The sequence below is a fragment of the Acinetobacter sp. SwsAc2 genome (assembly GCF_013391465.1).
Classification (GTDB): domain Bacteria; phylum Pseudomonadota; class Gammaproteobacteria; order Pseudomonadales; family Moraxellaceae; genus Acinetobacter; species Acinetobacter johnsonii.
Genome location: NZ_JACBEZ010000004.1, coordinates 1 through 20,026 on the forward strand (window position 1 = coordinate 1; position 20,026 = coordinate 20,026).

Annotated in this window: 20 protein-coding genes and 1 pseudogene; 12 read left to right on the forward strand and 9 right to left on the reverse strand. The window is 40.7% G+C overall.

Features of this window, described 5'->3' with window-relative positions; all coding sequences use genetic code 11:
• Positions 1 to 120: pseudogene (locus tag HYI04_RS02920) on the forward strand (IS30 family transposase); the annotation flags it as partial.
• 29 nt (positions 121 to 149) lie between these two features.
• Here the strand turns inward: HYI04_RS02920 and HYI04_RS02925 are convergent.
• The 4 genes from HYI04_RS02925 to HYI04_RS02940 form a co-directional block, all read right to left on the reverse strand.
• Positions 150 to 755 (reverse strand): regulatory protein RecX, encoded by a 606-nt coding sequence (locus HYI04_RS02925; protein WP_005401033.1) that lies wholly within the window; start codon positions 753 to 755, stop codon positions 150 to 152.
• Between the two features lie 106 nt (positions 756 to 861).
• On the reverse strand, positions 862 to 1,905 hold the full coding sequence (gene recA, locus HYI04_RS02930) for a recombinase RecA (protein ID WP_005401034.1): 1,044 nt from the start codon (positions 1,903 to 1,905) through the stop codon (positions 862 to 864).
• 114 nt (positions 1,906 to 2,019) lie between these two features.
• Entirely contained in the window at positions 2,020 to 2,463 is a 444-nt protein-coding gene (locus HYI04_RS02935) for an RNA-binding S4 domain-containing protein (protein ID WP_005401035.1), read from the reverse strand.
• Positions 2,456 to 3,130 (reverse strand): HAD-IA family hydrolase, encoded by a 675-nt coding sequence (locus HYI04_RS02940; protein WP_005401036.1) that lies wholly within the window; start codon positions 3,128 to 3,130, stop codon positions 2,456 to 2,458. Before HYI04_RS02940 ends, HYI04_RS02935 begins: the two co-directional genes overlap by 8 nt.
• A 697-nt stretch (positions 3,131 to 3,827) precedes the next feature.
• On the opposite strand from HYI04_RS02940, the gene HYI04_RS02945 reads away from it, so the two are divergent.
• The 4 genes from HYI04_RS02945 (at position 3,828) to HYI04_RS02960 (ending at position 6,779) form a co-directional block, all read left to right on the forward strand.
• Positions 3,828 to 4,073 carry a hypothetical protein gene (locus HYI04_RS02945; protein WP_004696593.1) on the forward strand — a complete coding sequence of 82 codons (246 nt, stop codon included), beginning with the start codon at positions 3,828 to 3,830 and terminating at the stop codon, positions 4,071 to 4,073.
• 317 nt (positions 4,074 to 4,390) lie between these two features.
• A complete protein-coding gene (locus HYI04_RS02950; RefSeq protein WP_178895825.1) occupies positions 4,391 to 4,642 on the forward strand; it encodes a hypothetical protein in 252 nt (83 codons plus the stop codon).
• Between the two features lie 496 nt (positions 4,643 to 5,138).
• Positions 5,139 to 5,993, forward strand: a complete 855-nt coding sequence (locus HYI04_RS02955; RefSeq protein WP_010326979.1) for a 3'(2'),5'-bisphosphate nucleotidase CysQ — start codon at positions 5,139 to 5,141, stop codon at positions 5,991 to 5,993.
• 54 nt (positions 5,994 to 6,047) lie between these two features.
• Entirely contained in the window at positions 6,048 to 6,779 is a 732-nt protein-coding gene (locus HYI04_RS02960; protein ID WP_004696597.1) for a histidine phosphatase family protein, read from the forward strand.
• A gap of 140 nt (positions 6,780 to 6,919) precedes the next feature.
• Here HYI04_RS02960 and HYI04_RS02965 read toward each other — a convergent pair whose 3' ends face one another.
• Complete coding sequence (locus HYI04_RS02965; protein WP_010326978.1) at positions 6,920 to 7,360, reverse strand: hypothetical protein; 441 nt, start codon at positions 7,358 to 7,360, stop codon at positions 6,920 to 6,922.
• Between the two features lie 466 nt (positions 7,361 to 7,826).
• Here HYI04_RS02965 and HYI04_RS02970 point away from each other — a divergent pair, with 466 nt between their 5' ends.
• Entirely contained in the window at positions 7,827 to 10,451 is a 2,625-nt protein-coding gene (locus HYI04_RS02970; protein ID WP_171519347.1) for a M66 family metalloprotease, read from the forward strand.
• 232 nt (positions 10,452 to 10,683) lie between these two features.
• Here HYI04_RS02970 and rpsT read toward each other — a convergent pair whose 3' ends face one another.
• Entirely contained in the window at positions 10,684 to 10,950 is a 267-nt protein-coding gene (gene rpsT / locus HYI04_RS02975) for a 30S ribosomal protein S20 (RefSeq protein ID WP_004696602.1), read from the reverse strand.
• A 213-nt stretch (positions 10,951 to 11,163) separates the two neighbouring features.
• Between rpsT and HYI04_RS02980 the strand changes: the two genes are divergently transcribed.
• Genes HYI04_RS02980 through HYI04_RS02990 form a run of 3 tightly spaced genes read left to right on the forward strand, consistent with a single transcriptional unit; the run spans position 11,164 to position 13,179 of the window.
• The gene (locus HYI04_RS02980) at positions 11,164 to 11,829 is read left to right on the forward strand and encodes a nucleoside-diphosphate sugar epimerase (protein ID WP_094148188.1); all 666 of its coding nucleotides are present in this window, start codon (positions 11,164 to 11,166) and stop codon (positions 11,827 to 11,829) included.
• 8 nt (positions 11,830 to 11,837) lie between these two features.
• Positions 11,838 to 12,350 (forward strand): ribonuclease E activity regulator RraA, encoded by a 513-nt coding sequence (gene rraA / locus HYI04_RS02985; protein WP_062033117.1) that lies wholly within the window; start codon positions 11,838 to 11,840, stop codon positions 12,348 to 12,350.
• A gap of 49 nt (positions 12,351 to 12,399) precedes the next feature.
• Positions 12,400 to 13,179, forward strand: coding sequence for a glutathione S-transferase N-terminal domain-containing protein (locus HYI04_RS02990; protein WP_159152808.1), 780 nt, complete (start codon positions 12,400 to 12,402; stop codon positions 13,177 to 13,179).
• A 157-nt stretch (positions 13,180 to 13,336) separates the two neighbouring features.
• Here the strand turns inward: HYI04_RS02990 and HYI04_RS02995 are convergent, their stop codons facing one another.
• Both HYI04_RS02995 and HYI04_RS03000 read right to left on the reverse strand, forming a co-directional pair.
• On the reverse strand, positions 13,337 to 14,248 hold the full coding sequence (locus HYI04_RS02995) for an alpha/beta fold hydrolase (RefSeq protein ID WP_005401044.1): 912 nt from the start codon (positions 14,246 to 14,248) through the stop codon (positions 13,337 to 13,339).
• A gap of 22 nt (positions 14,249 to 14,270) precedes the next feature.
• A complete protein-coding gene (locus HYI04_RS03000; protein ID WP_039890479.1) occupies positions 14,271 to 14,810 on the reverse strand; it encodes a PadR family transcriptional regulator in 540 nt (179 codons plus the stop codon).
• A gap of 169 nt (positions 14,811 to 14,979) precedes the next feature.
• Between HYI04_RS03000 and HYI04_RS03005 the strand changes: the two genes are divergently transcribed.
• From HYI04_RS03005 to HYI04_RS03015, 3 genes are all read left to right on the forward strand, one after another.
• Positions 14,980 to 17,004 carry an NADPH-dependent 2,4-dienoyl-CoA reductase gene (locus tag HYI04_RS03005; protein ID WP_005401046.1) on the forward strand — a complete coding sequence of 675 codons (2,025 nt, stop codon included), beginning with the start codon at positions 14,980 to 14,982 and terminating at the stop codon, positions 17,002 to 17,004.
• 192 nt (positions 17,005 to 17,196) lie between these two features.
• A complete protein-coding gene (locus tag HYI04_RS03010; RefSeq protein ID WP_005401047.1) occupies positions 17,197 to 17,610 on the forward strand; it encodes a nuclear transport factor 2 family protein in 414 nt (137 codons plus the stop codon).
• An 81-nt stretch (positions 17,611 to 17,691) separates the two neighbouring features.
• Positions 17,692 to 18,789, forward strand: coding sequence for a YheT family hydrolase (locus HYI04_RS03015; RefSeq protein ID WP_005401048.1), 1,098 nt, complete (start codon positions 17,692 to 17,694; stop codon positions 18,787 to 18,789).
• Positions 18,790 to 18,848: 59 nt separating this feature from the next.
• On the opposite strand, the gene HYI04_RS03020 is transcribed toward HYI04_RS03015, so the two are convergent.
• Positions 18,849 to 20,018, reverse strand: a complete 1,170-nt coding sequence (locus tag HYI04_RS03020) for an MFS transporter (protein ID WP_039890397.1) — start codon at positions 20,016 to 20,018, stop codon at positions 18,849 to 18,851.
• Positions 20,019 to 20,026 lie beyond the last annotated feature (8 nt).

Sequence of the window (20,026 nt, forward strand, 5' to 3'; positions counted from 1 at the left end):
GTTGCCATGTCACTGAATACTCGTCCTAGAAAAGCGTTAGATTGGCTTACACCATTAGAGAAATTTGCTCAGCTTGTTGATTATCATAAGACTTTTCAAACTGTCGCACCTCATGTTTGAATTCGCCCTTGGTCAAGAGTGAATGGTGATTAGTCATCAACCCTGCGATTAATCGCTTTCATAATCGCGTCCATTTCAAAGCCACGATACATTAAAAAACGGATTTGCTTGGCTTTTAGTTTTGGATCTGTTGCGACCTCAGTTCCATACTTTCTAACTTTGAGTTGATAGGCTTGTTCGACCCAATCCGTTTCTTTCAATTCTTCTAAAATTAAACCAGTGTCAATCTTTTTGGTTTTTAGCGCCATTTTAATGCGATTAGGGCCTTTGCCTTTACGCTTTTGGCTCGATAGCATGATCTCAGCTACGCGTTGATCACTCTGATAGTTTTGTGCTGAAAGCTCTTCAACCAGTGTAATCACTTCTTCACGGTGCATCGCCCATGTAGCCAGTTTCTCAATCAATTCTGCTTTTGAATATTCCTTACGTGTTAATACAGCAAAGGCATAAGAACGTAGACGAGAACCTGTTAAACCTGTGGGTTTGGGCTGATTTTCTTCATCAAAATCTAAAGCATCATCAGTTTCTTGTGTTACCTGCGTGTGGCCGTATTGAGTAGCAGGGGATTCTTCCTCACCAAATTGTTGTTTGAGAGCATCATAGTCAAGGAGTTTGGGGAATTTTGAATTAGGCATAATCGGCTATGAAATAGATCTGAATAAACAAAACGCCCCGTAGGGCGTTTCTGAGTGTAAGCCTAAATGTCGTATAATAACATTTAATCTTTTTCGATACTTTTAATTAAGCATCTAAAAAGTCTGGCTCTTCTTCATTCTCTTCTACAGGCGCAGCGTTTGCAGTCGTCAGGAGTTTTTCTCGAATGATTTTCTCAATGGTTTCAGCCAACTGAGGGTTTTCTTCAAGGTGACGGATCACATTGTTTTTACCTTGACCAATTTTATCACCTTGGTATGAATACCAAGCACCTGCTTTTTGTACGATTTCTTGTTGAACAGCTAAGTCTACAAGTTCGCCCAAGTGGTTGACGCCTTTACCATATAGGATTTGGAAGAGCGCTTCGCGGAATGGAGGTGCCATTTTGTTTTTGACAACTTTCACTTTGGTTTCAGAACCAACGATTTCATCGCCTTCTTTGACCTGACCTACGCGACGAATGTCTAAACGCACAGACGCATAGAATTTCAACGCATTACCACCAGTCGTGGTTTCAGGGCTACCAAACATTACACCAATTTTCATACGAATTTGGTTAATGAAAATCACCATACAGTTTGAGCGTTTTGCATTACCTGTAATTTTACGTAATGCTTGGCTCATTAAACGTGCTTGGAGGCCCATGTGCGAGTCGCCCATTTCACCTTCAATTTCCGCACGTGGTGTCAATGCTGCAACAGAATCGACAACGATGAGGTCAATAGCACCAGAGCGAACCAGCATGTCTGCAATTTCAAGTGCTTGCTCACCATGGTCAGGCTGAGAAACCAGTAGATTGTCAATATCTACGCCAAGTTTACGCGCATACTGTGGGTCTAAAGCGTGTTCTGCATCGATAAATGCACATGTACCACCTGCTTTTTGACATTCGGCAATCGCTTGTAAAGTCATGGTTGTTTTACCTGAAGATTCAGGACCATAAATCTCAACGATACGACCTTTCGGTAAGCCGCCAATGCCTAGTGCAATATCAAGTGTCAAAGAACCCGTTGATACCGCTTCAACAGCTTGTACGGTGTTATCGCCAAGACGCATTACTGTGTTTTTACCAAACTGCTTTTCAATTTGGCTTAGCGCAGCATTGAGCGCCTTGCTTTTATTATCATCCATCTTACAACCTCAAAACGATGTCACGGATATTTACTGAATATGCTCAGTATAGTGACAGATTTAGTCTGTATCTTCTATAAAAGTCAGATCGTGTGCGACACAATATGACGCATGTCATTCATCATCATTATAAGACCAATATTGGTCAAATTGTTGATCATTTTCTTGTCTAAACTTACTGATATCGCGTCGGTCTTTTTTACTTGGACGATGATCAGGTCGAGCTAGATTATGCAACTTTCTTTGGCTTGCAATCAATTCCCGTCGTGTAATACTGACTTCAGTTTCTTCATATAATTTTTGTGCAACAGTAGCGGGGCCACGCACGTCAGAGAGTTCTTTGATCACTACGGTTTTCTTGTCAATACCTTGTTGTATGGTGAGTTCCATTCCAACCCGAACTTCTCTCGACACTTTGACACGTTCGCCATGGTGGTGAACTTTGCCCCCCTCAATTGCATTTTTGGCAATGGAGCGCGTTTTAAAAAAACGTGCTGCCCATAACCATTTGTCAATGCGCATGCCTACAGCATCTTCCGCTAAAGTGGATTTACGCATATTTGGCCGTGACCTCAGCTTGCTCTAAATAAGGAATTAAATCGGTGAGCTGATTTAAGATCGGATAAGGGCTGGATGTCTTGCTTTGACCTAGTGATGAGGGTTGAGCAATGGTAAATAGGTTTTGAATACCATAACTTTCAGCACCCTTTAGTACTTTTTCAGTGTCATCGATAAAGTAACACTGTGTGGTTGCAAAAGGATGGCGTTCATGGAGATGTTGCCAAAACTCAGTAAATTCCTTGGCATGACCGAGGGTTTCGCTGCTAATGATGACATCGAAATATGAGGCCAGCTTCGTGTGTTCGAGTTTGAACTTGAGTCCCTCACAGTCCGCATTGGTGGCAAGCCAGCAAGGGTAGCCGTTACTTTTTAAATAGTCGAGAAGTTCAAGACAGCCTTCACGCAGGCTAACTTTATGCTTAAATTCCTGCTGTAAGGCGAGTGTATCTACGCCGACTTTGGCTGTCCAAAAGCGCGTAGAATACCAATTGAGTGTGTGATTATGGGTTTGATAAAACTGAAATAGCGCTTGAGTACTTTGTTCTAAAGAGCACTGGTGTTGTTCAGCATAACGGATAGGAAGCTGATGATTCCAAATAAAATCATCATAGGCAAGATCCAGTAATGTACCGTCCATATCAAAAATGATAATTGGCTTTTCCACTCAAAAAATCTCCAAGGTTTCAAAGTTCAGCAATCGCGATAGAAAACAGTTAGCAACCGATTTAGCAGTTTTGCTTTATGCAAATATGGCGTAATTATAGCGTATAGCTGTATAAGATTACGGGCTTGCATAGCCCATTGTCAAAAATTGAAGAATACGGGATCTCAATTTTTTAAGTAAGAGCATATAAGATGTGTTAATCGCACATTGATTCACAACAATATTGAACTTCAGCATAAGAAATGATTCACCTTATGGAGAAGGAAGAGTTTTTATAAACATCCGATGAGAGCGCTTACAGCTGTAATTATTATGGAAAATCTTTACTGTTGTTGCTGATCTAAATCAGCCATGGATTACAACGGACTGCATCATTGGTTTTGGTCAGCTTTTCAGTACCACTTAGCTATTCGGCTCTCATGTCTATTTCATCAAATGTTCATTTTACATCGATACCATTAACACCACCTGAGGGTGATTTTCTATATTTGAATCTAAATTCAAAACACTTCATCTGATTGAGAAAGATTCGTTGTATCCAGCCTAGCGCAATAAAAGTAAGTTTTCTGACAAAAATGAAAATGAAAATGAAAATGAAAATGAAAATGAAAATGAAAATAAAGGGGTTTTGCTGGTTATTTAAACAAGAATCGGTTAAAAAAGATGTGGCGAATGAGAATAAAATAGAGAGGAATAGATGAGTGAATTAAATTTAGATTTTTTAGATGAAACCTTAGATAAATATGAAGCAAAAGGTAAGAAAAAGGCCATTAAAAAAATCCGTATTGGTTATATGCTTTATGCAAAATTTATGTCGAATAAAAAATTTGCAGAAAATGTAATGAGTTCATCTTTAGATCCAAATAAGCGGACTTATCGTAATACCAAGATTAAAATTACACATGATGAATATGAGCTAACTTTTTTACGTAATGATGATTAAATATTCAATTGTGTAAAAAAACTAAGGTTTCATTTCTTTGAAATATTTGAGCTGTAGAGTGTATGGCATAAAGAAATGAAAATATAATGATTAGATGATGTTTGTGCAGTTAAACCTGTTTATTTGGAGAGAGGTAAACAGGTTTTTTATTATAATAACTTTCTGGTCTGAGTGATTACAGACAAAAACCCGATTTGTTTTCATACTGATCGGGTTTTTATTTTTCTATTGAAATAAAAATAGTGAGAAAGATGATTTCTGACATCTTTTGATCATATTATTCATGGATAATCTTTTTTATTTTGAGTTGCTTCGATATGTCAATTGTTACTGCAAATGAACTAGACGATATTCTAAAAGAATTAATTTCCAAAAATAAAAAGCCTGAAAAGATTTTGATTGGTTATAAAGCATATAGCGAGCTTATGAATGACCGTAAATTTTTGCATGAAGTCGCTAGTTCGTCTATGGATCCGAATAAAAGAAAGTATCAAAAGATTAAGATCAAAGTGACGCAGGATGAGTATCAATTAGAAGTGAAGTGTTCAGATAAAAATGAGTCGCTGTAAAGTAATTTAAAAAAAACTGGAGAAAGGGTGCATTTTTTAATTGATGTATTTGAAATGCAGGTTTATACTACACTCGAAATTAAAGCGCTGTAGCTTTTCTTGTTTTATATCCCACGCTCCCATGCGTGGGATTTTTTTGCGCAATGATTTTTCATAAAGAAATCACTTGGATGTATAAAGCTGAAAAGAAATTAAGAGTAAGCACAAATTAGAAACGGTCAGCTTGTGACTTTCTATAGCCTCAATATTTAAGGTGTGGGTAAAGGTAAAGTCAGGTTGATTGGACCACTCAACCCAAAGTCAAAAGAAGAATTGGAATTGAGTGATATTTCCTGAGTGTCTTAGGCGTATAATATTTTTAAGGCAGTGTTGAAAAAGTGTTCGCGTGTTCTCCTCTGAGGTGACTGTATACCGTTGAATACGAGGCGATCAGCATGCTGCTATCCCAATAGATGAACTTCTCGATCTATAACTTAATGAATAAAAAGGCGGTCTCATGTTTAAGCCCACAACTGCACCTCAAGATGCGCTGATATTGCAACTTGTACCGATTGTGACTCAAGCGTGCGAGATTTTACGAGCAGAGTATCAAGCTTATGTTGCAGGTGGTGATTTTACAGTTGAACGAAAATCCGATCATTCACCCGTCACGCAAGCGGACTATCGTGTCAATCAATTTATTACTGATGCTTTAAACAACACCTTTCCTCATTTGCCTGTTCTTTCTGAAGAAGGGCAGCATGTGCATAGACAGCAGTGGCAGTCTTTTTGGATGCTTGATCCTTTAGATGGCACCAAAGAATTTTTGCATCAACGTCCTGAATTCACCATTAATCTCAGTCTAATTGAGGGTGCACATACAACTTTTGCTGTGCTGGCTATTCCTTGTGAACAGCAAATTTACTTCTGTCCACTACAAGGTCAGCCTTTAAAATATAATATTGAAAAAGACGTATGGTCTGAATATGTTCCAGTTGAAAACCACAGTGCTGTTAAAGTCGGCTTAAGTCAAAGTAGTCAGAGTAAACCACAGTACCATGTGTATTTAGAGCAGTTAGAAAAACTTACACCTATTCAAGAGTATCGCGCAGGGAGTGCATATAAGTTTTGTATGGTGTTGGAAGATCGAGTCGATATTTACCCGCGCTTTCACCCAACGAGTGAGTGGGATACCAGTGCTGGGCAGTGTTTATTGGAGCGAATCGGTGGTGGTTTGGTTGATTTTCAGGGACGACCATTCGTATATAACCAAAGATTGAGTTTACTGAATGGAGGTTTTATTGCATATCGAAATAAAGATATGAAAAAACTGGCATTACAAGCACTTGAACTAATGCCTTCGTCGGCTTGAGCTAAAAACTGAGCGTGCTATAGTGTTTTTTGAATTATTGAGTTGCTAGTGATTATGGCCTTAGAGTTACTCCCGCCTAGTATGTTAAAGGCAATCGATTTATTGCCAGATGCAAAAACGCCAGTGACGTTGTTTACACGTCATTCCATTCGTGAAGTAGTTACGGGTCAGGGGCTTGCAGGCTATGATTTACAGTTGACGCATCAAGGGCGCGATTTGGCGGAGGCGTGGGGTTCCTATCTGATCGATAATACGGATCGAGTGATACAACACTGTATTTCTAGCCCAATTCAACGTTGTATTGATACCGCTGCGCTAATGATTCAAGGGGCAGATGGACAAACCCTTGAGCCGAATACCCACCGCATTGAAATTATCGAACAAGGTTTATTGGTTGAGCCAGGCAGTTTTGTTTTGGATATTAAGCAAGCCGGGCCTTATTTTCAGCGTCAAGGCGCTCTAGGATTTATTAATAGCTTTGTGAATAATGCCTTACCTGGTATGAAGCACCCAATTCATGGCGTCGTAGATGTATTGGAGCTCATATATAACACGCATCCGAACAATCCCTATGGTTTGAGCCTTGCGGTCAGTCATGACACGATTTTAGCCGCAATTTTGGCGGTTATTTCAGGGCGCACGATTGTGACCAAAGAAGACTGGCCGAAAATGATGGAAGGTCTTTTTGTGTGGTTTGAGGGAGATGTGTTTTTGGAATCAAAATTGAAATGGATTTGGCGCGGGGAAATGAATGAACTTAATATTCATGAGTTTCAAAATCTGTAAGTGCTTTGTTCAAAAATAAAAATTAATTCAACTATAAATCTCGTTCATTCATTTAGACGTTCGTTTAAACGAGAAAAAGAATATACGAGATTTATAGATCGATCATTTGTCACCGTTATTGAATGATATATCGCATCAATTTAAATTTTTGCTTTGAGTCGATTGGGAAAATCGAGCAAGTCGATACTTAGGCCTTCATCATTTAAAGGCCATAATGAGGTATTCACCGCTACGCTGTGCTGATGAATACGATTGTATTTATCTGCAGCAATGAGCGTGGCAATCTCATGATTCGAAAGGGTATAAGCATTGACAACATCGGCTGGATATTGAGTGCGGTCATAAAACTCAGCTTCCGTTTCCCCTTGGTGCAGTGCAAAAATACGTTCAATTGCAGGCAAGTAAACGCCATAGCCTAACCATGCATCAACGCCCTGAGAAGCCTGAATTTCTGCGGTTCCCCGCATATTTGAGATGACTTTGGCGAGTATGTCTTTTTCACCTTTGGTATGAAAATACTCAATATATTGTTGTTCTGTCGGTTGGAATTTTTCAAGTGTTGGAAGAAATTTATTAATCATGCTATTCCCCAGTAGAACATTCTATGTGGTTTCATTATAAGAAAACAGAATACCATAATTTATTTATGGGATTTTAGTCATTTTGGATCTAAAAATTAAAATAAGCTACGTGCTTACAAAGAAAATTAATTGAAATATATTTTTTAAAGAAATTGACTGACAAATATTGGCACTATATTGGTGCAAATTTAAATGTATAACTTATCATTATTTTTCATAAATTCAAGCCCTGTCACAGAACTTTTATTTTTCGAACATTAGTTTCAAGACCGATAAAAAATATGTCCTGAAGTGACAAATTATGTAAATTGAATATGTATAGAAAATAGTGTTAAATAATTAAGCTTTTGATTTATATAAATTATTAATGGTTTTTTAATTTTTATTTGTGACTATTTTGGGGGAAGATGTGAAAAGTGTGAATGAGTTCTTGTATTGCAAGCTAAGTCTTTGCGTTGTAACACTGATGCTTGCTGCGTGTGGTGGAGGTGGTGGAGAAAGTGGAACCGAAAACTCTACAACGCCTGTAGTGAAAACCTATGCGGAACCTACACAGGATGTGGCTGATGGAAATACATTGGGTTATTTTGATTACGATGCAAACTCAAAAATACGTGTGATACGAAATGATTTAACTGGTAGTTTTGAGGCGATGTTGCAATTTGGTCAGAGTCATGTGGTTGATCCAAATGGTAATGAAAGTAAAAAAATGCCACGTCTTACGATGGAAAAAGAAGCATTGTTATTGGTTACACCCAGTCAAGCAATGGGAACAATCGAGAGGCTGAGTGCAGACATCTATATGAATAACCAATGGTTAAGAACTATTGAATTGGATGATCCAACACACATTCCTCAGTCTGATCAAACCAATACCGATGAGCGTCCGCGTGTGCAATATAGTAAGCGCGCGTGGAGTGCTCGACTCAATTGGGATGAAATACGCCCTGGTTTACGTATTCAGTTTAAAGATTTTCATGGACGTCAGGGACAAATTACGGAAGATAAAATTGACTTTGCCTCTCCAGGAGAGTTGGTCTTAAACAATATTCGTATTGGCATGTTAACTGCTCCCCCTGTTTCCAATGGTCACTATATGCTGAATGATCCTGTTCGGGCCGGTTCAGATTACTTTCAAACGATTCCAGCTGCTGAAATGACCGTTGCAAAATATGATGATATTCAGTTAGATCGCGTCATGATTGCCGACGGGACCATTTACGATACGGCAAGTGCCAGCCAAGGTGGGGTTTATGAGGGCGACATGCGTGAAAACGTGGGTAAGTCGACATTTAGCGTAGGCATTAATCTAGCAAACTGGGGAATTACCAGTGCTTCGATGGCAAGTCAAAATCAACCACAATTAACCCAAACCGTAGTTGCACACCATAGCCGTGGAAAATATGCCAATGGCGAAAGTAATCATGGTTTAAGTGGTGGTAACGGCATGCTGACGTTGTATGATTCGGTTGGAAACGAGTTTAGTCATGAAATTGGGCACCACTATGGACTGGGGCATTATCCTGGGCAGGAGGGTGATAACCAGTTTTGGACTTCACATCATGCGGATAGTGGTTGGGGTTATATTCCGTATCGCAATATGATGCGGGGTAATTTAATTTGGAATAATAAGGATTTATGGGCTGCTTCTACAGGAATTGCAAATTTTTTAGCTTTATATCCGCATAGCCGAGATGCAATGTCTGGTGGTTATGCATCAAGCTCAGTTTCACGTTATACCCACTATACGGGTTATAGCACTTATTTAAAAATTCAACCGCACTTTAACCGCTATGTGTGGGATAAGACTTCACCGACGGGCTATAAAAAATGGAATGAAGTCATACGGCAGATGGAAGTGGTTCAGCCTACTATGCCAGATTCTGCTGCACCTGTTTGGTATCAACCAAAGCAAAACTATTTACGCCCACGTGTCTTTGGTGAGCCTGTAGTGACCATTTTGGGTGGCTATGACCCTGTTGCAAAGGTTGGGCTACTATATCCTGCGGCACGTTCAAATTGGGGCAATGTCTATGATTTACCCGCTGCAAATACGGCGTTAAATCAGGATGCATGTTGGTTAAATGTACAGTATCCAAATACAGTAACCAATATTGCACTGGCTCCGACACGATTAGGTAGTAATGCCAATAAATTACATGTCAATTTAGCGCTTGCAGATCACCCTCAAAAAGTTGATTTATATTGTAAGCAGGCCAATGCTGCTGCCAAATTATTATCGACTACAGTGATTCCCCAATATGCTACGGCTATTACGCCTGCAGTTAAGATTGGGAAAGCACAGGGTTATAAAGCCTTACGCGATGTAGAGTTGCCCCTACTTGAGCAAGAGCTACTGAATCAAGCGGCGAACAATATTATTGTTTTGTCACCAAACGGTTTAATGCTTTATCAGGCTTATAAGTCATATAAAAATGAGATGAGTTTAGCTGCACAGCAGGTACTTGAGCGTTATGAAGAGCAAGAAACTAGGTGGATGCGTTTAAATCGTTGGGTAAATGTTTATTATGATGATTTAGCCAAAGATGTACCTGCTGCGATTGATGCACTCAATGCTTTTATCAAACAGCTAGGTTTACAACAAGATGACCCACTTGCACAAAGTGGATTGTTGAAAAATAACAAAAACTGTTTAAAAACGGAGTTAACTGCGAACAAAAAAATGGATGTTTACATTAGTGGTCCGTCGGCTTGTACTGCTGATGATACTGAGCAGTGGGTTTATGACAGTTTAGGACGTATCCATAGCAAAGCGGCTATGGGACAATGTTTAACGGGTAATGGAGGAAGTGCTAAAGTCACCTTGACTGACTGTGTGGCGAATAATACAGCACAAGTGTGGTCAATGGATGCGACGACGTCTGCTATTAAACAATCAGGACAGTGCTTAGATCTAAACTCGGGTAATTTGGTAAATAACCGTCAAATAGCAATTCGATATAGTTGCTCTGGAAATAATAATCAAAGATGGACAATGCTGAATCAAAATACAAGCTTGATTTTGGCTGGGGCAACCTCAAAAAATATGGGTATTTTAGTGAAAAACTTGAAAGCTCAATCTTTGAATTAAACCACTGCTCATCTGGCAAATGATTCAACATAAAATGAAAAGAGCTCCCTAAAGGGGGCTTTTTTTGTAAGTAGATGTTCTCGTGGGTGTTAGAGAGCGCTTGCTAAATTTTATTTGAGTTTTAAGCTGTATTGTTAAGTAACAGATGTATTGGAAAAGGTTTAGGCGTTGGAAGGTTCAAAAAATAGATACAAAAAAAGCCCTTTAAAAAGGGCTTTTTTTAATGCATAAATTAGTTAGCTAAAGCTTTAACTTGTGCATTTAAACGGCTCTTATGACGAGCAGCTTTGTTCTTATGGATGATGCCTTTATCAGCCATACGGTCGATTACTGGTACAGCAGTTTTGTATGCTTCAGAAGCAACTGCGTAATCACCAGCAGCGATAGCAGCTACTGTACGTTTGATGTAAGTACGAACCATAGAACGTAAGCTTGCGTTGTGTTTGCGTGCTTTAACGTTTTGACGAGCACGTTTTTTAGCTTGAGCAGAGTTTGCCACTCGTGCACTCCTTGAAATAGATTGGTCTGGGCGGGCTGAAATTCAAACTGAAAACCACATCAGAAGAACAATCACCAGCCCGTAAACAAGTGGCATATTTTGATTAATATACGCAGTGAAGTCAAGTCTTGACATGCTTTGACTATATTTAAGATACATAAAAATTCTAAAGAAAAGGTAAGATTAGCCATCTGCATGGGAGTTTGTATAAAAATGACACAAAATATAGAACAAGCGATTGTGATTGGAGCAACGGGTTTGGTGGGCTTAAACCTGATTCAACAATTACAACAACTGCCAAGTTGTAGCAAAATACTGGCTGTGGTCAGAAAGCATAATGTGCAGCTCGATCACTATGACAAAGTTCAGCAACTGGAGCTGGATGATTTTTTATTACTTAACCATGAAGATGTTCAGGGCTACAGTCATGCTTTTAGTTGTTTGGGGACGACTTTAAAGAAAGCTGGCTCAAAAGAGCAGTTTTATGCCATCGACTATGTGGTGAATGCACATTTTGCTGAGTTGTTTGTTTTGACCAAAACCCATTATGTGTTGATCAGTGCCTTGGGTGCGCAAGCCAATTCAAAAATTTTCTATAATCGCGTCAAAGGTGAGCTTGAAGAGACTATTCGAGGACTCGATTTATATAAGGTCAGTATTTTGCAGCCATCCTTACTGATCGGACAGCGTAATGAAGGTCGCATGTTGGAAGATATATTCCAAAAGGCTTATACCAAACTATCGCATTTTATACCAAAGCATTTTAAATATAAGCCAGTGACAGCAGAACAAGTGGCTCATACTATGGTCGAGGCTGCCCAAACGCAGACCGAGAAATTTGAAATATATGATAATTTACGCATACAAAAGACAAAATGAGGGGAAGTGTGGTGACGACAGCATTTGTGACATGCGATTTATTGGATGATCATCCTGAACTTGATTTACAAGTGGTCAGCCCATCGATGGATGGTAAGTTCTTTAGGAGCTATGGTGCACGTAAAACCTTTGGTGGTGAGGTGGTTACGGTTAAATGCTTTGAAGATAACTCTCGGGTGAAAGAGCTGTTAGCAACAGATGGTACGGGTAAAGTATTGGTTGTGGATGGTGGCGCTTCGATGCGCTGTGCCTTGATGGGAGACTTAATTGCAGAGTCAGCAGTCAAAAATCACTGGAATGGTGTGGTGATTTATGGCTGTGTCCGTGATGTAGATGCCATTGCTGAACTAGATTTAGGTGTGCATGCTTTAGCCGCCATTCCACAAAAAAGTAACCGTAAAGGTGTAGGGGAAGTTGATATCAGCCTGCATTTTGGTGGAGTCACCATTCAATCAGGTCATTATCTCTATGCGGATAATAACGGCATTGTCATTGCAAAAGAAAAACTGGTCGATGCATAAGTAGCAACCAGACTCATAACAACATAAACAAAAGATATGGACGTGTAATATGGTGAAGCATCAAATTAAAGTGATTCAGGCTCTTTTTTCGGGGCTTGCGCAAGGTGGGCGTGGTGTAACAGGAACGCCGCATCCTAAACAACCTGAGCAACCTTTAAAGCTCTATGAGTTTGAAGGCTCGCCATATTGTCGTCGTGTGCGTGAAGTATTGACTTTGTTGAACTTAGATTATGAAGTGTATCCATGTCCTAAGGGTGGAACTAAATATCGTCCTTTGGTGAAACAGTTGGGTGGAAAACCCCAATTTCCTTTTTTACTCGATGAAAATACAGACACTAAGCTATACGAGTCTGAAGATATTATTCACTACTTGTTTGAACAGTATGGACGCAGTGGTAAAACACCGAAAAAGTATGCACATTATCCCAAAACGCCTTATGTTGCTTATGTCGGTACATTGGTAAATGGAGCGCGTGGAGTGTGGATCAATAAGAGTATTAAAGATCGCGTAGCGCCAGAACAGCTGTTACAACTTTGGGGATTTGAAGCCAGTCCTTATACTCGGATTGTCCGTGGTTTGCTGACCGAGTTGGAGCTCCCTTTTAAGTTTCATAATGTGCCTAAAGAACGTTGGCAAGATCAAGGCCCAGCAGTACTGCGTTTAAAGCCGGGCAAATATGTACCTTTGGCAGGTGGAAAGCGCGAGCAAGTCATGCAGGTGATGGGGCGTGATATTCAAGTGCCATATTTGGTTGATCCGAATACCGAAACAGCTTTGTTTGAGTCGGCAGATATTGTTGCTTATCTCAAGCAGACCTATGCAGCATAAGAAAAAGGCATCTCTTAGAGATGCCTTTTTTAATTCCTAAACATTGGTGTTTTATCGGGTTGCTCTAATTTTTTGTCATTACAATGGAATGATTAAGTGTATATATATTTAGTTTTTATAAAAATATTCATTATTTGATTGATAATACGACACACATTCAAACATCCGTAGCGTTGAGGAAACGTGTAATTTCTTGGGAGAATTTGCGCGGTTCACTCAATAAAGGCGTATGCCCAGATTTTTTAAAGATCACTATTCTTGCATGAGGCACACTTGAGGCAATCAGCTTTTGTCCTTGAGCAGGATAAAGTTTTGAGCCTTCACCAATAAAAAATGTAGCCGGTCGGTCAATCTGACTGAGCGCACTGCGATAGTCTTCTTGATGGTCAAGATAATTTTGAATATACCAAGCCATATAGTCTAAACGCTGGATCGGGAGCATGAATTTTTGCAAGTATGGCTGTTGAAATGCTTTTTGAAATAAAGCCGCAGTTCGAGATGGTGTGGCTTGTAGTTGAATAAAAGCCAACCATTGCTTAACCAGTTCTGTACGCATGGACGCTGTTAAGTCTGAGACCAAACGATACTGCACATTTTGAGCCAATAGGTCTGCAATGTTTTGTAGGATGACTTTGAAATCGGCATGCTTTTCCGCAAATAAACCATGTGGCCAGTCTGCATCGACGCTAATCTTGGGGGTTTGGTCAATGTGTAAATAGCTGCGGAAATGGTTTTGAAAGCGACCATACTGCATGCCATGCATGGCTGTCGTGGCGCCCATAGAATAGGCAATCACATGGAATGCTGTATCAGCATATTGTTTTAGAAAGCAGTTTAAATCTTGCCAGTGGCTGGAAATCGCATCCAGTGTGGGAATTTTGCACTGCGCTGAACCACCAAAACCCCGCCAGTCAGGAATGTAAAAACGGTACTTTTTACGGTGTTGATATAAAAAAGGTAGCCATTGCCAACTTTGCATCCCTAAGCCAGATAAAACCAGTACAGGTGTGCCTTGTCCAAATTCTCGAACATAGAGTTTTTCGCCATCTGGCATTAAATAATGTGGCATGGTCCATCCTTTGCGTGGCTTATTATTTTTCGAAGTTTTTAAGCGCTGGAATCATGGTCTCTAGCCACTCAATCCAACCACATTCTAAATTAATTCCAAGTTGTAAAATCATTTTATGAATATATAAGGTACGATCATTTTCTTCAGCATGACCAAAGTCTTTGGCAAAAATACTTTGGTAGATCTGCAATTTTTCTTTGTGTAGGATCAGATGGCGTTCAAGTTCAGGCAAAACTGTATTGCCACCAAGCTGAGCCTCAACACGCAGTCTCACCATCAGTTCTTCACGGAGCTGGGCAGGTGGGCTTTGCTTTACTAACCAGTCCGCAAGTTCTGTACGTCCAAGCTGTTCTGCTTGATAGGTTTTTTTACGCGAGGTAGCACCATCATCTTCTACTGTTGAAATCCAGCCTTTGCTCTGCATAGCGCTGAGTTCTCTATATATCTGTTGATGTGTTGCATTCCAAAAGAAGCCCATTGAACGGTCAAAACGACGCGCTAACTCAATACCTGTGCTTGGTTTTTCAATCAAACTGGTCAATAAAACATGAGCTAATGACATTTCGGTAATATTTCGCAAATAAAATGGACGTAGAGTCATTATGCAACATGTTGCATAAAAAACAAATCTCGATTATAAAGATAAACATTATGCAACTTGTTGCATTAAATAATTTGATCTAACCTTGTATTTAAAATACCAGCCAGCGAAAGCACGCCAAGGAGTACACATGTCTAATTATCCGCATTTACTTGCGCCTTTAGATTTAGGCTTTACCACATTAAAAAACCGCGTATTAATGGGATCTATGCACGTTGGACTTGAAGAAGTTGAGGGTGGTTATGATCGCATGGCGGCATTTTATGCAGAGCGTGCCGCTGGCGGTGTAGGGCTCATTGTAACAGGTGGTATTTCACCGAATGATCATGGTGTGACTTTTCACGGTGGTTCTAAGTTAGATACTTTAGAAGAAGCGGAAAAGCATAAAGTCATCACACAAGCCGTACATGATGCGGGCGGTAAAATCGCATTACAGATTTTACATACTGGGCGTTATTCTTATCAGGCTGAAAACGTCGCACCATCTGCAATTCAAGCGCCGATTAACCCTGTAAAACCCCATGCTCTTACTTCTGCTGAAGTGAATCAGACTATTGCGGACTTTGTGAATTGTGCAAAATTGTCACAAGTTGCTGGCTATGATGGTGTTGAAATCATGGGTTCAGAAGGCTACTTAATCAATGAATTTATCGCAGCACGTACCAATCATCGTGATGATGAATGGGGTGGAAGCTATGAAAATCGTATTCGCTTTCCGATTGAGATCGTAAAACGCACTCGTGCAGAAGTTGGTGAAAACTTTATTATTATTTATCGTCTTTCAATGCTGGATTTGGTTGAAGGTGGTTCGACTTTAGAAGAAGTGATTCAGCTTGCCAAAGAAATTGAAAAGGCGGGTGCAACCATTATCAATACAGGTATTGGTTGGCATGAAGCGCGTATTCCAACGATTGCAACCAAAGTGCCACGTGCGGCATTTACATGGGTGACCAAGAAGCTAAAAGGTTCGGTTCAAATTCCTTTGGTGACGTCTAACCGTATTAATACCCCTGAAATGGCTGAACATGTTTTGGCTCAGGGCGATGCAGATATGGTGTCTATGGCACGTCCAATGCTTGCAGACGCGGAGTTTGTACTCAAGGCCGAACAAGGCCGTAGCGATGAAATCAATACTTGTATTGGTTGTAACCAAGCTTGTTTAGATCAAATTTTCTCCATGCAAATTGCGACGTGTTTAGTCAATCCACGTGCATGTTATGAAACTGAACTGATTTTTAAAGAAAGTGCGGCTAAGAAAAATATTGCGGTGATTGGTGCTGGGCCTGCAGGTTTGAGTTTTGCGACTTATGCCGCTGACCGTGGACATCAGGTGACTGTTTTTGATGCAGCAAGTCAGATTGGTGGTCAGTTTAATATTGCGAAGACTATTCCTGGTAAAGAAGAGTTTTACGAAACACTGCGTTATTTCAAACGTAAAATTGAATTACAACCGAATATCAAATTGGTGCTGAATCATACCGCAACTTATGAGGAGCTGAGCGCTGAGAACTATGATGACATCGTGGTTGCAACAGGCGTTACTCCACGTGAGCTGACTATAGAAGGGATTGATCACCCGAAAGTGTTGAGCTATATCGAAGTTCTACGTGAGCGTAAGCCTGTTGGTAAAAAAGTCGCGATTATTGGTGCGGGCGGTATTGGTTTTGATACGGCAGAATACTTAAGCCATGAAGGTGAAAGCGGTAGTTTAAACCCACAAAAATTCTATGATGAGTGGGGAATCGACACCAGCTATGCGCATGTCGGTGGCTTAAAACAGCCAGTTTTGGAGCAATCGGATCGTGAAATTTACCTTCTACAGCGTAAAGCGAAGGCAGTCGGTGCAAGCTTAGGTAAAACCACGGGTTGGATTCACCGTACGGGGCTAAAACATCGCGATGTAAAAATGATTGCAGGTGCAAGCTACGACAAAATTGATGATCAAGGTCTCCACATTACAGTGAATGATCAGCCAACAGTTTTAGAGGTTGATCACGTGATTATCTGTGCAGGACAAGAGTCTTATACTGCAATGTACGACCAGTTAAAAGCCGATGGTAAAAATGTGCATTTGATTGGTGGTGCGAAAGAAGCAGGTGAGTTGGATGCGAAGCGTGCGATTCGTCAAGGCGCTGAACTGGCTGCGACCATTTAATCGATAACAATAATTTATCCGCTTAAATTTTGTAATAAATCTCCCTCTCCTATACGGAGAGGGTTTGGGAGAGGTATTTTCTAAAATATTATCCTTTTCCCTCGTGTTGCCTTTTCCATGAAACGTGTGTGGTGTAAGAGAAGGTACCTTTATTGCAGATTTGAGTGGATTCACTTTCATAAGGACATAAGAATGAGTTTAGCAACAACAAAACAAGCATTGGTACGCTGGCATGATATGGTCACGACTCGTGATATGAGCATCTTAAATGAGCTTTTAGCAGAAGATGTCGTGTTCCGTTCACCTGTGGCATTTAATCCTTATCCGGGTAAGCAAGTGGTTTTTTTTATTTTAAGTAATGTGATTCAGGTTTTTGAAAACTTTACTTACCACCGTGAATTTTTTACAGAAGATGGTTTAAGTGTCGTCCTTGAGTTTTCTGCCAATGTCGGCGAAAAAAAGCTCAAAGGGATTGACATGATTCGTTTTAATGAGCAAGGTCAAATTGTAGATTTTGAAGTGATGATCCGTCCTAAATCGGGGTTAGAGGCCTTGGCTGTACAAATGGGACAGCGAATGGCAACTTTTGCACCTCAAGCTGGATGATAAACGTGTGACTTGTTATTTATAGTTAGGCACGAAAATTGATGCATCACCAAGAAAGATAGGAAAAAAGAAGGTACTGATATGAATGCTGTGTTCAGTTTGCTAAACCAATTAAGCCAAACGGCGTGGGATCGAGTGACTGGTGCGGAACAACCGAAGCTCTATATTAATCCGAAAGGGCAAATTCAAGAGACTGTTGGGGCGCTTACACAGCTTCAAGAAAAGTACCGACCAACGCCGTGGTTATCCAACACGCATGCCCATCTTTTGTATTTTGATGTGATTCGTAAGCGTCGGATTCAATTGGAATACGATCATTTTGATCAGTTAGAGATGCAAGACGGTGGGGTCACTGGCATTATGTGGTTCGGTTATGACTTGCCTGAAGCGACGCCAACGGTTGTGGTTATGCATACGATTACGGGCTCTCCTGAAAGTATGCGTGAAGTGGTGCGTGACTTAAATCGTTATACGGGTTGGCGCGTTGCACTGTGCTTACGCCGTGGACATGCAGACCTTCCAATGCCTGTACCTAAAATGAATCTTTTTGGTTCAACCGATGATTTACGTGAGCAAATTGCCTTTATTCAAAGCACATTTCCAAGTTCAATGTTGTATGCGGTAGGCTCTTCTGCGGGAACGGGGCTTTTGGTGCGTTACTTAGGCGAAGAAGGGAGTCAGACCCCTTTTAAAGCGGCTTTTGCGCTGTGCCCAGGTTATAACACGGAGTTGGGTTTTGTAAATGTGCATCCCTTTTACAGTAAAGTCATGACCAAGAAGCTGTTTAAGAAATTTATTTTTCCCTACCAGCAAACGTGGCAACAAACAGCGTCTGTGTCGCAAGTCTTAATGACCAAAACCTTGGCTGAGTTTGAGTCGAGTTATTATGAAATGGCGGGTTATGTGGACTATGATAGTTATAACCAAGCCACAAACCCAATCTATGTATTTGAAAATGTCACCATTCCATTGCTGATTTTAAATGCAGAGGATGATCCCGTCTGTCACATTAAAAATTTTGAACCGTATAAAGACATGATCCGTCAAATGCCGAATATTGCCGTTGTGACCACCAAAAAAGGCAGCCATTGTGGCTTCTATGAAGGGGCGCTTAATACTGAGTCTTGGGCAACCAAGCTGATTGCGGATTTTTTGAAATTGGAACAACAAAAACACTAAGTATAAAAAAGACCTACAGCAGTGTAGGTCTTTTTTTGATTGGTTTAGTCGTGTAAGGCTTAAACGGCTTCACAAGCTTTCTTGCTGAGACCGAACTTCATCTGCAGTAAAACCAAGATTAAGGCCATAAAGCTGAGTGCGGCACCTGCATATGAAACCGCTGTATAGCTGAGTTGCATACTCAGTACCGTTGCTCCTGCAAAGGCACCTAAGGCATTGCCTAAGTTAAACGCGCCAATGTTAACTGAAGAGGCGAGACCAGGCGCATCTGCTGCAACTGACATGACGCGCATTTGCAGTGGTGGTACTACCGCAAATGCTGCCGTACCCCAAATCACTAAGCCAATCGCTGCACCAACGGTTGTTTGCGCTAATACTGGGAAAACAAGCATCATCACCATTAAAAGTATAAGGAAGCCTATCAGGGTTTTCTCTAGGGATAGATCGGCAAACTTTCCACCCAAATGATTACCAATGGAGAAACCAATCCCGATTAAAACCAACATTAAGGTGATGGTTTGCGGTGATGCCTGCATAAATACATGTAGGCTCGGAGCAATGTAGGTATATAACGCAAACATTGCGCCCGCGCTCATGACCGTGGTTAATAAAGCAAGGACGACAGGCGCACGTGTTAAAACACGTAATTCTTTTGCTACATTCGGTTTAACCACATCGTGATCTTGTGGGAGTGCTTTCCATAGTGCCAATATGGTCATAATGCCTAAGATTGAAATCGCAGCAAAAGCCATGCGCCAACTGGTATTTTGACTGAGCCACGTTGCAAGTGGCACACCGCCAATATTGGCAATGGTGAGACCCATAAACATCATGGCGACTGCACTGGCTTGTTTGTCTTTAGGCACAACACTGGCTGCCACCACCGAACCTAAGCCAAAGAATGCACCATGGTTTAAACTGGTAATTAAACGTGCACCCATTAAGCTCATATAATCAGGTGCAACGGTCGCCAACACATTCCCAATCGTGAAAATAGCCATCAATAGGATTAAAGCGGTTTTCTTAGGAAAGCGTGCCAGCCATAAGGTCATGAGCGGAGCCCCAATCATGACACCTACTGCATAGGCACTAATCAGCAGTCCGGCTTGTGGAATTGAAACGGACAAATCGTTGGCAATTTCAGGCAAAAAGCCCATGGGTGAAAACTCGGTGGTTCCAATGGCAAAAGCACCCACTGCAAGTGCCAAAAGTGGAAAATTAATTTTCATAGCGATGC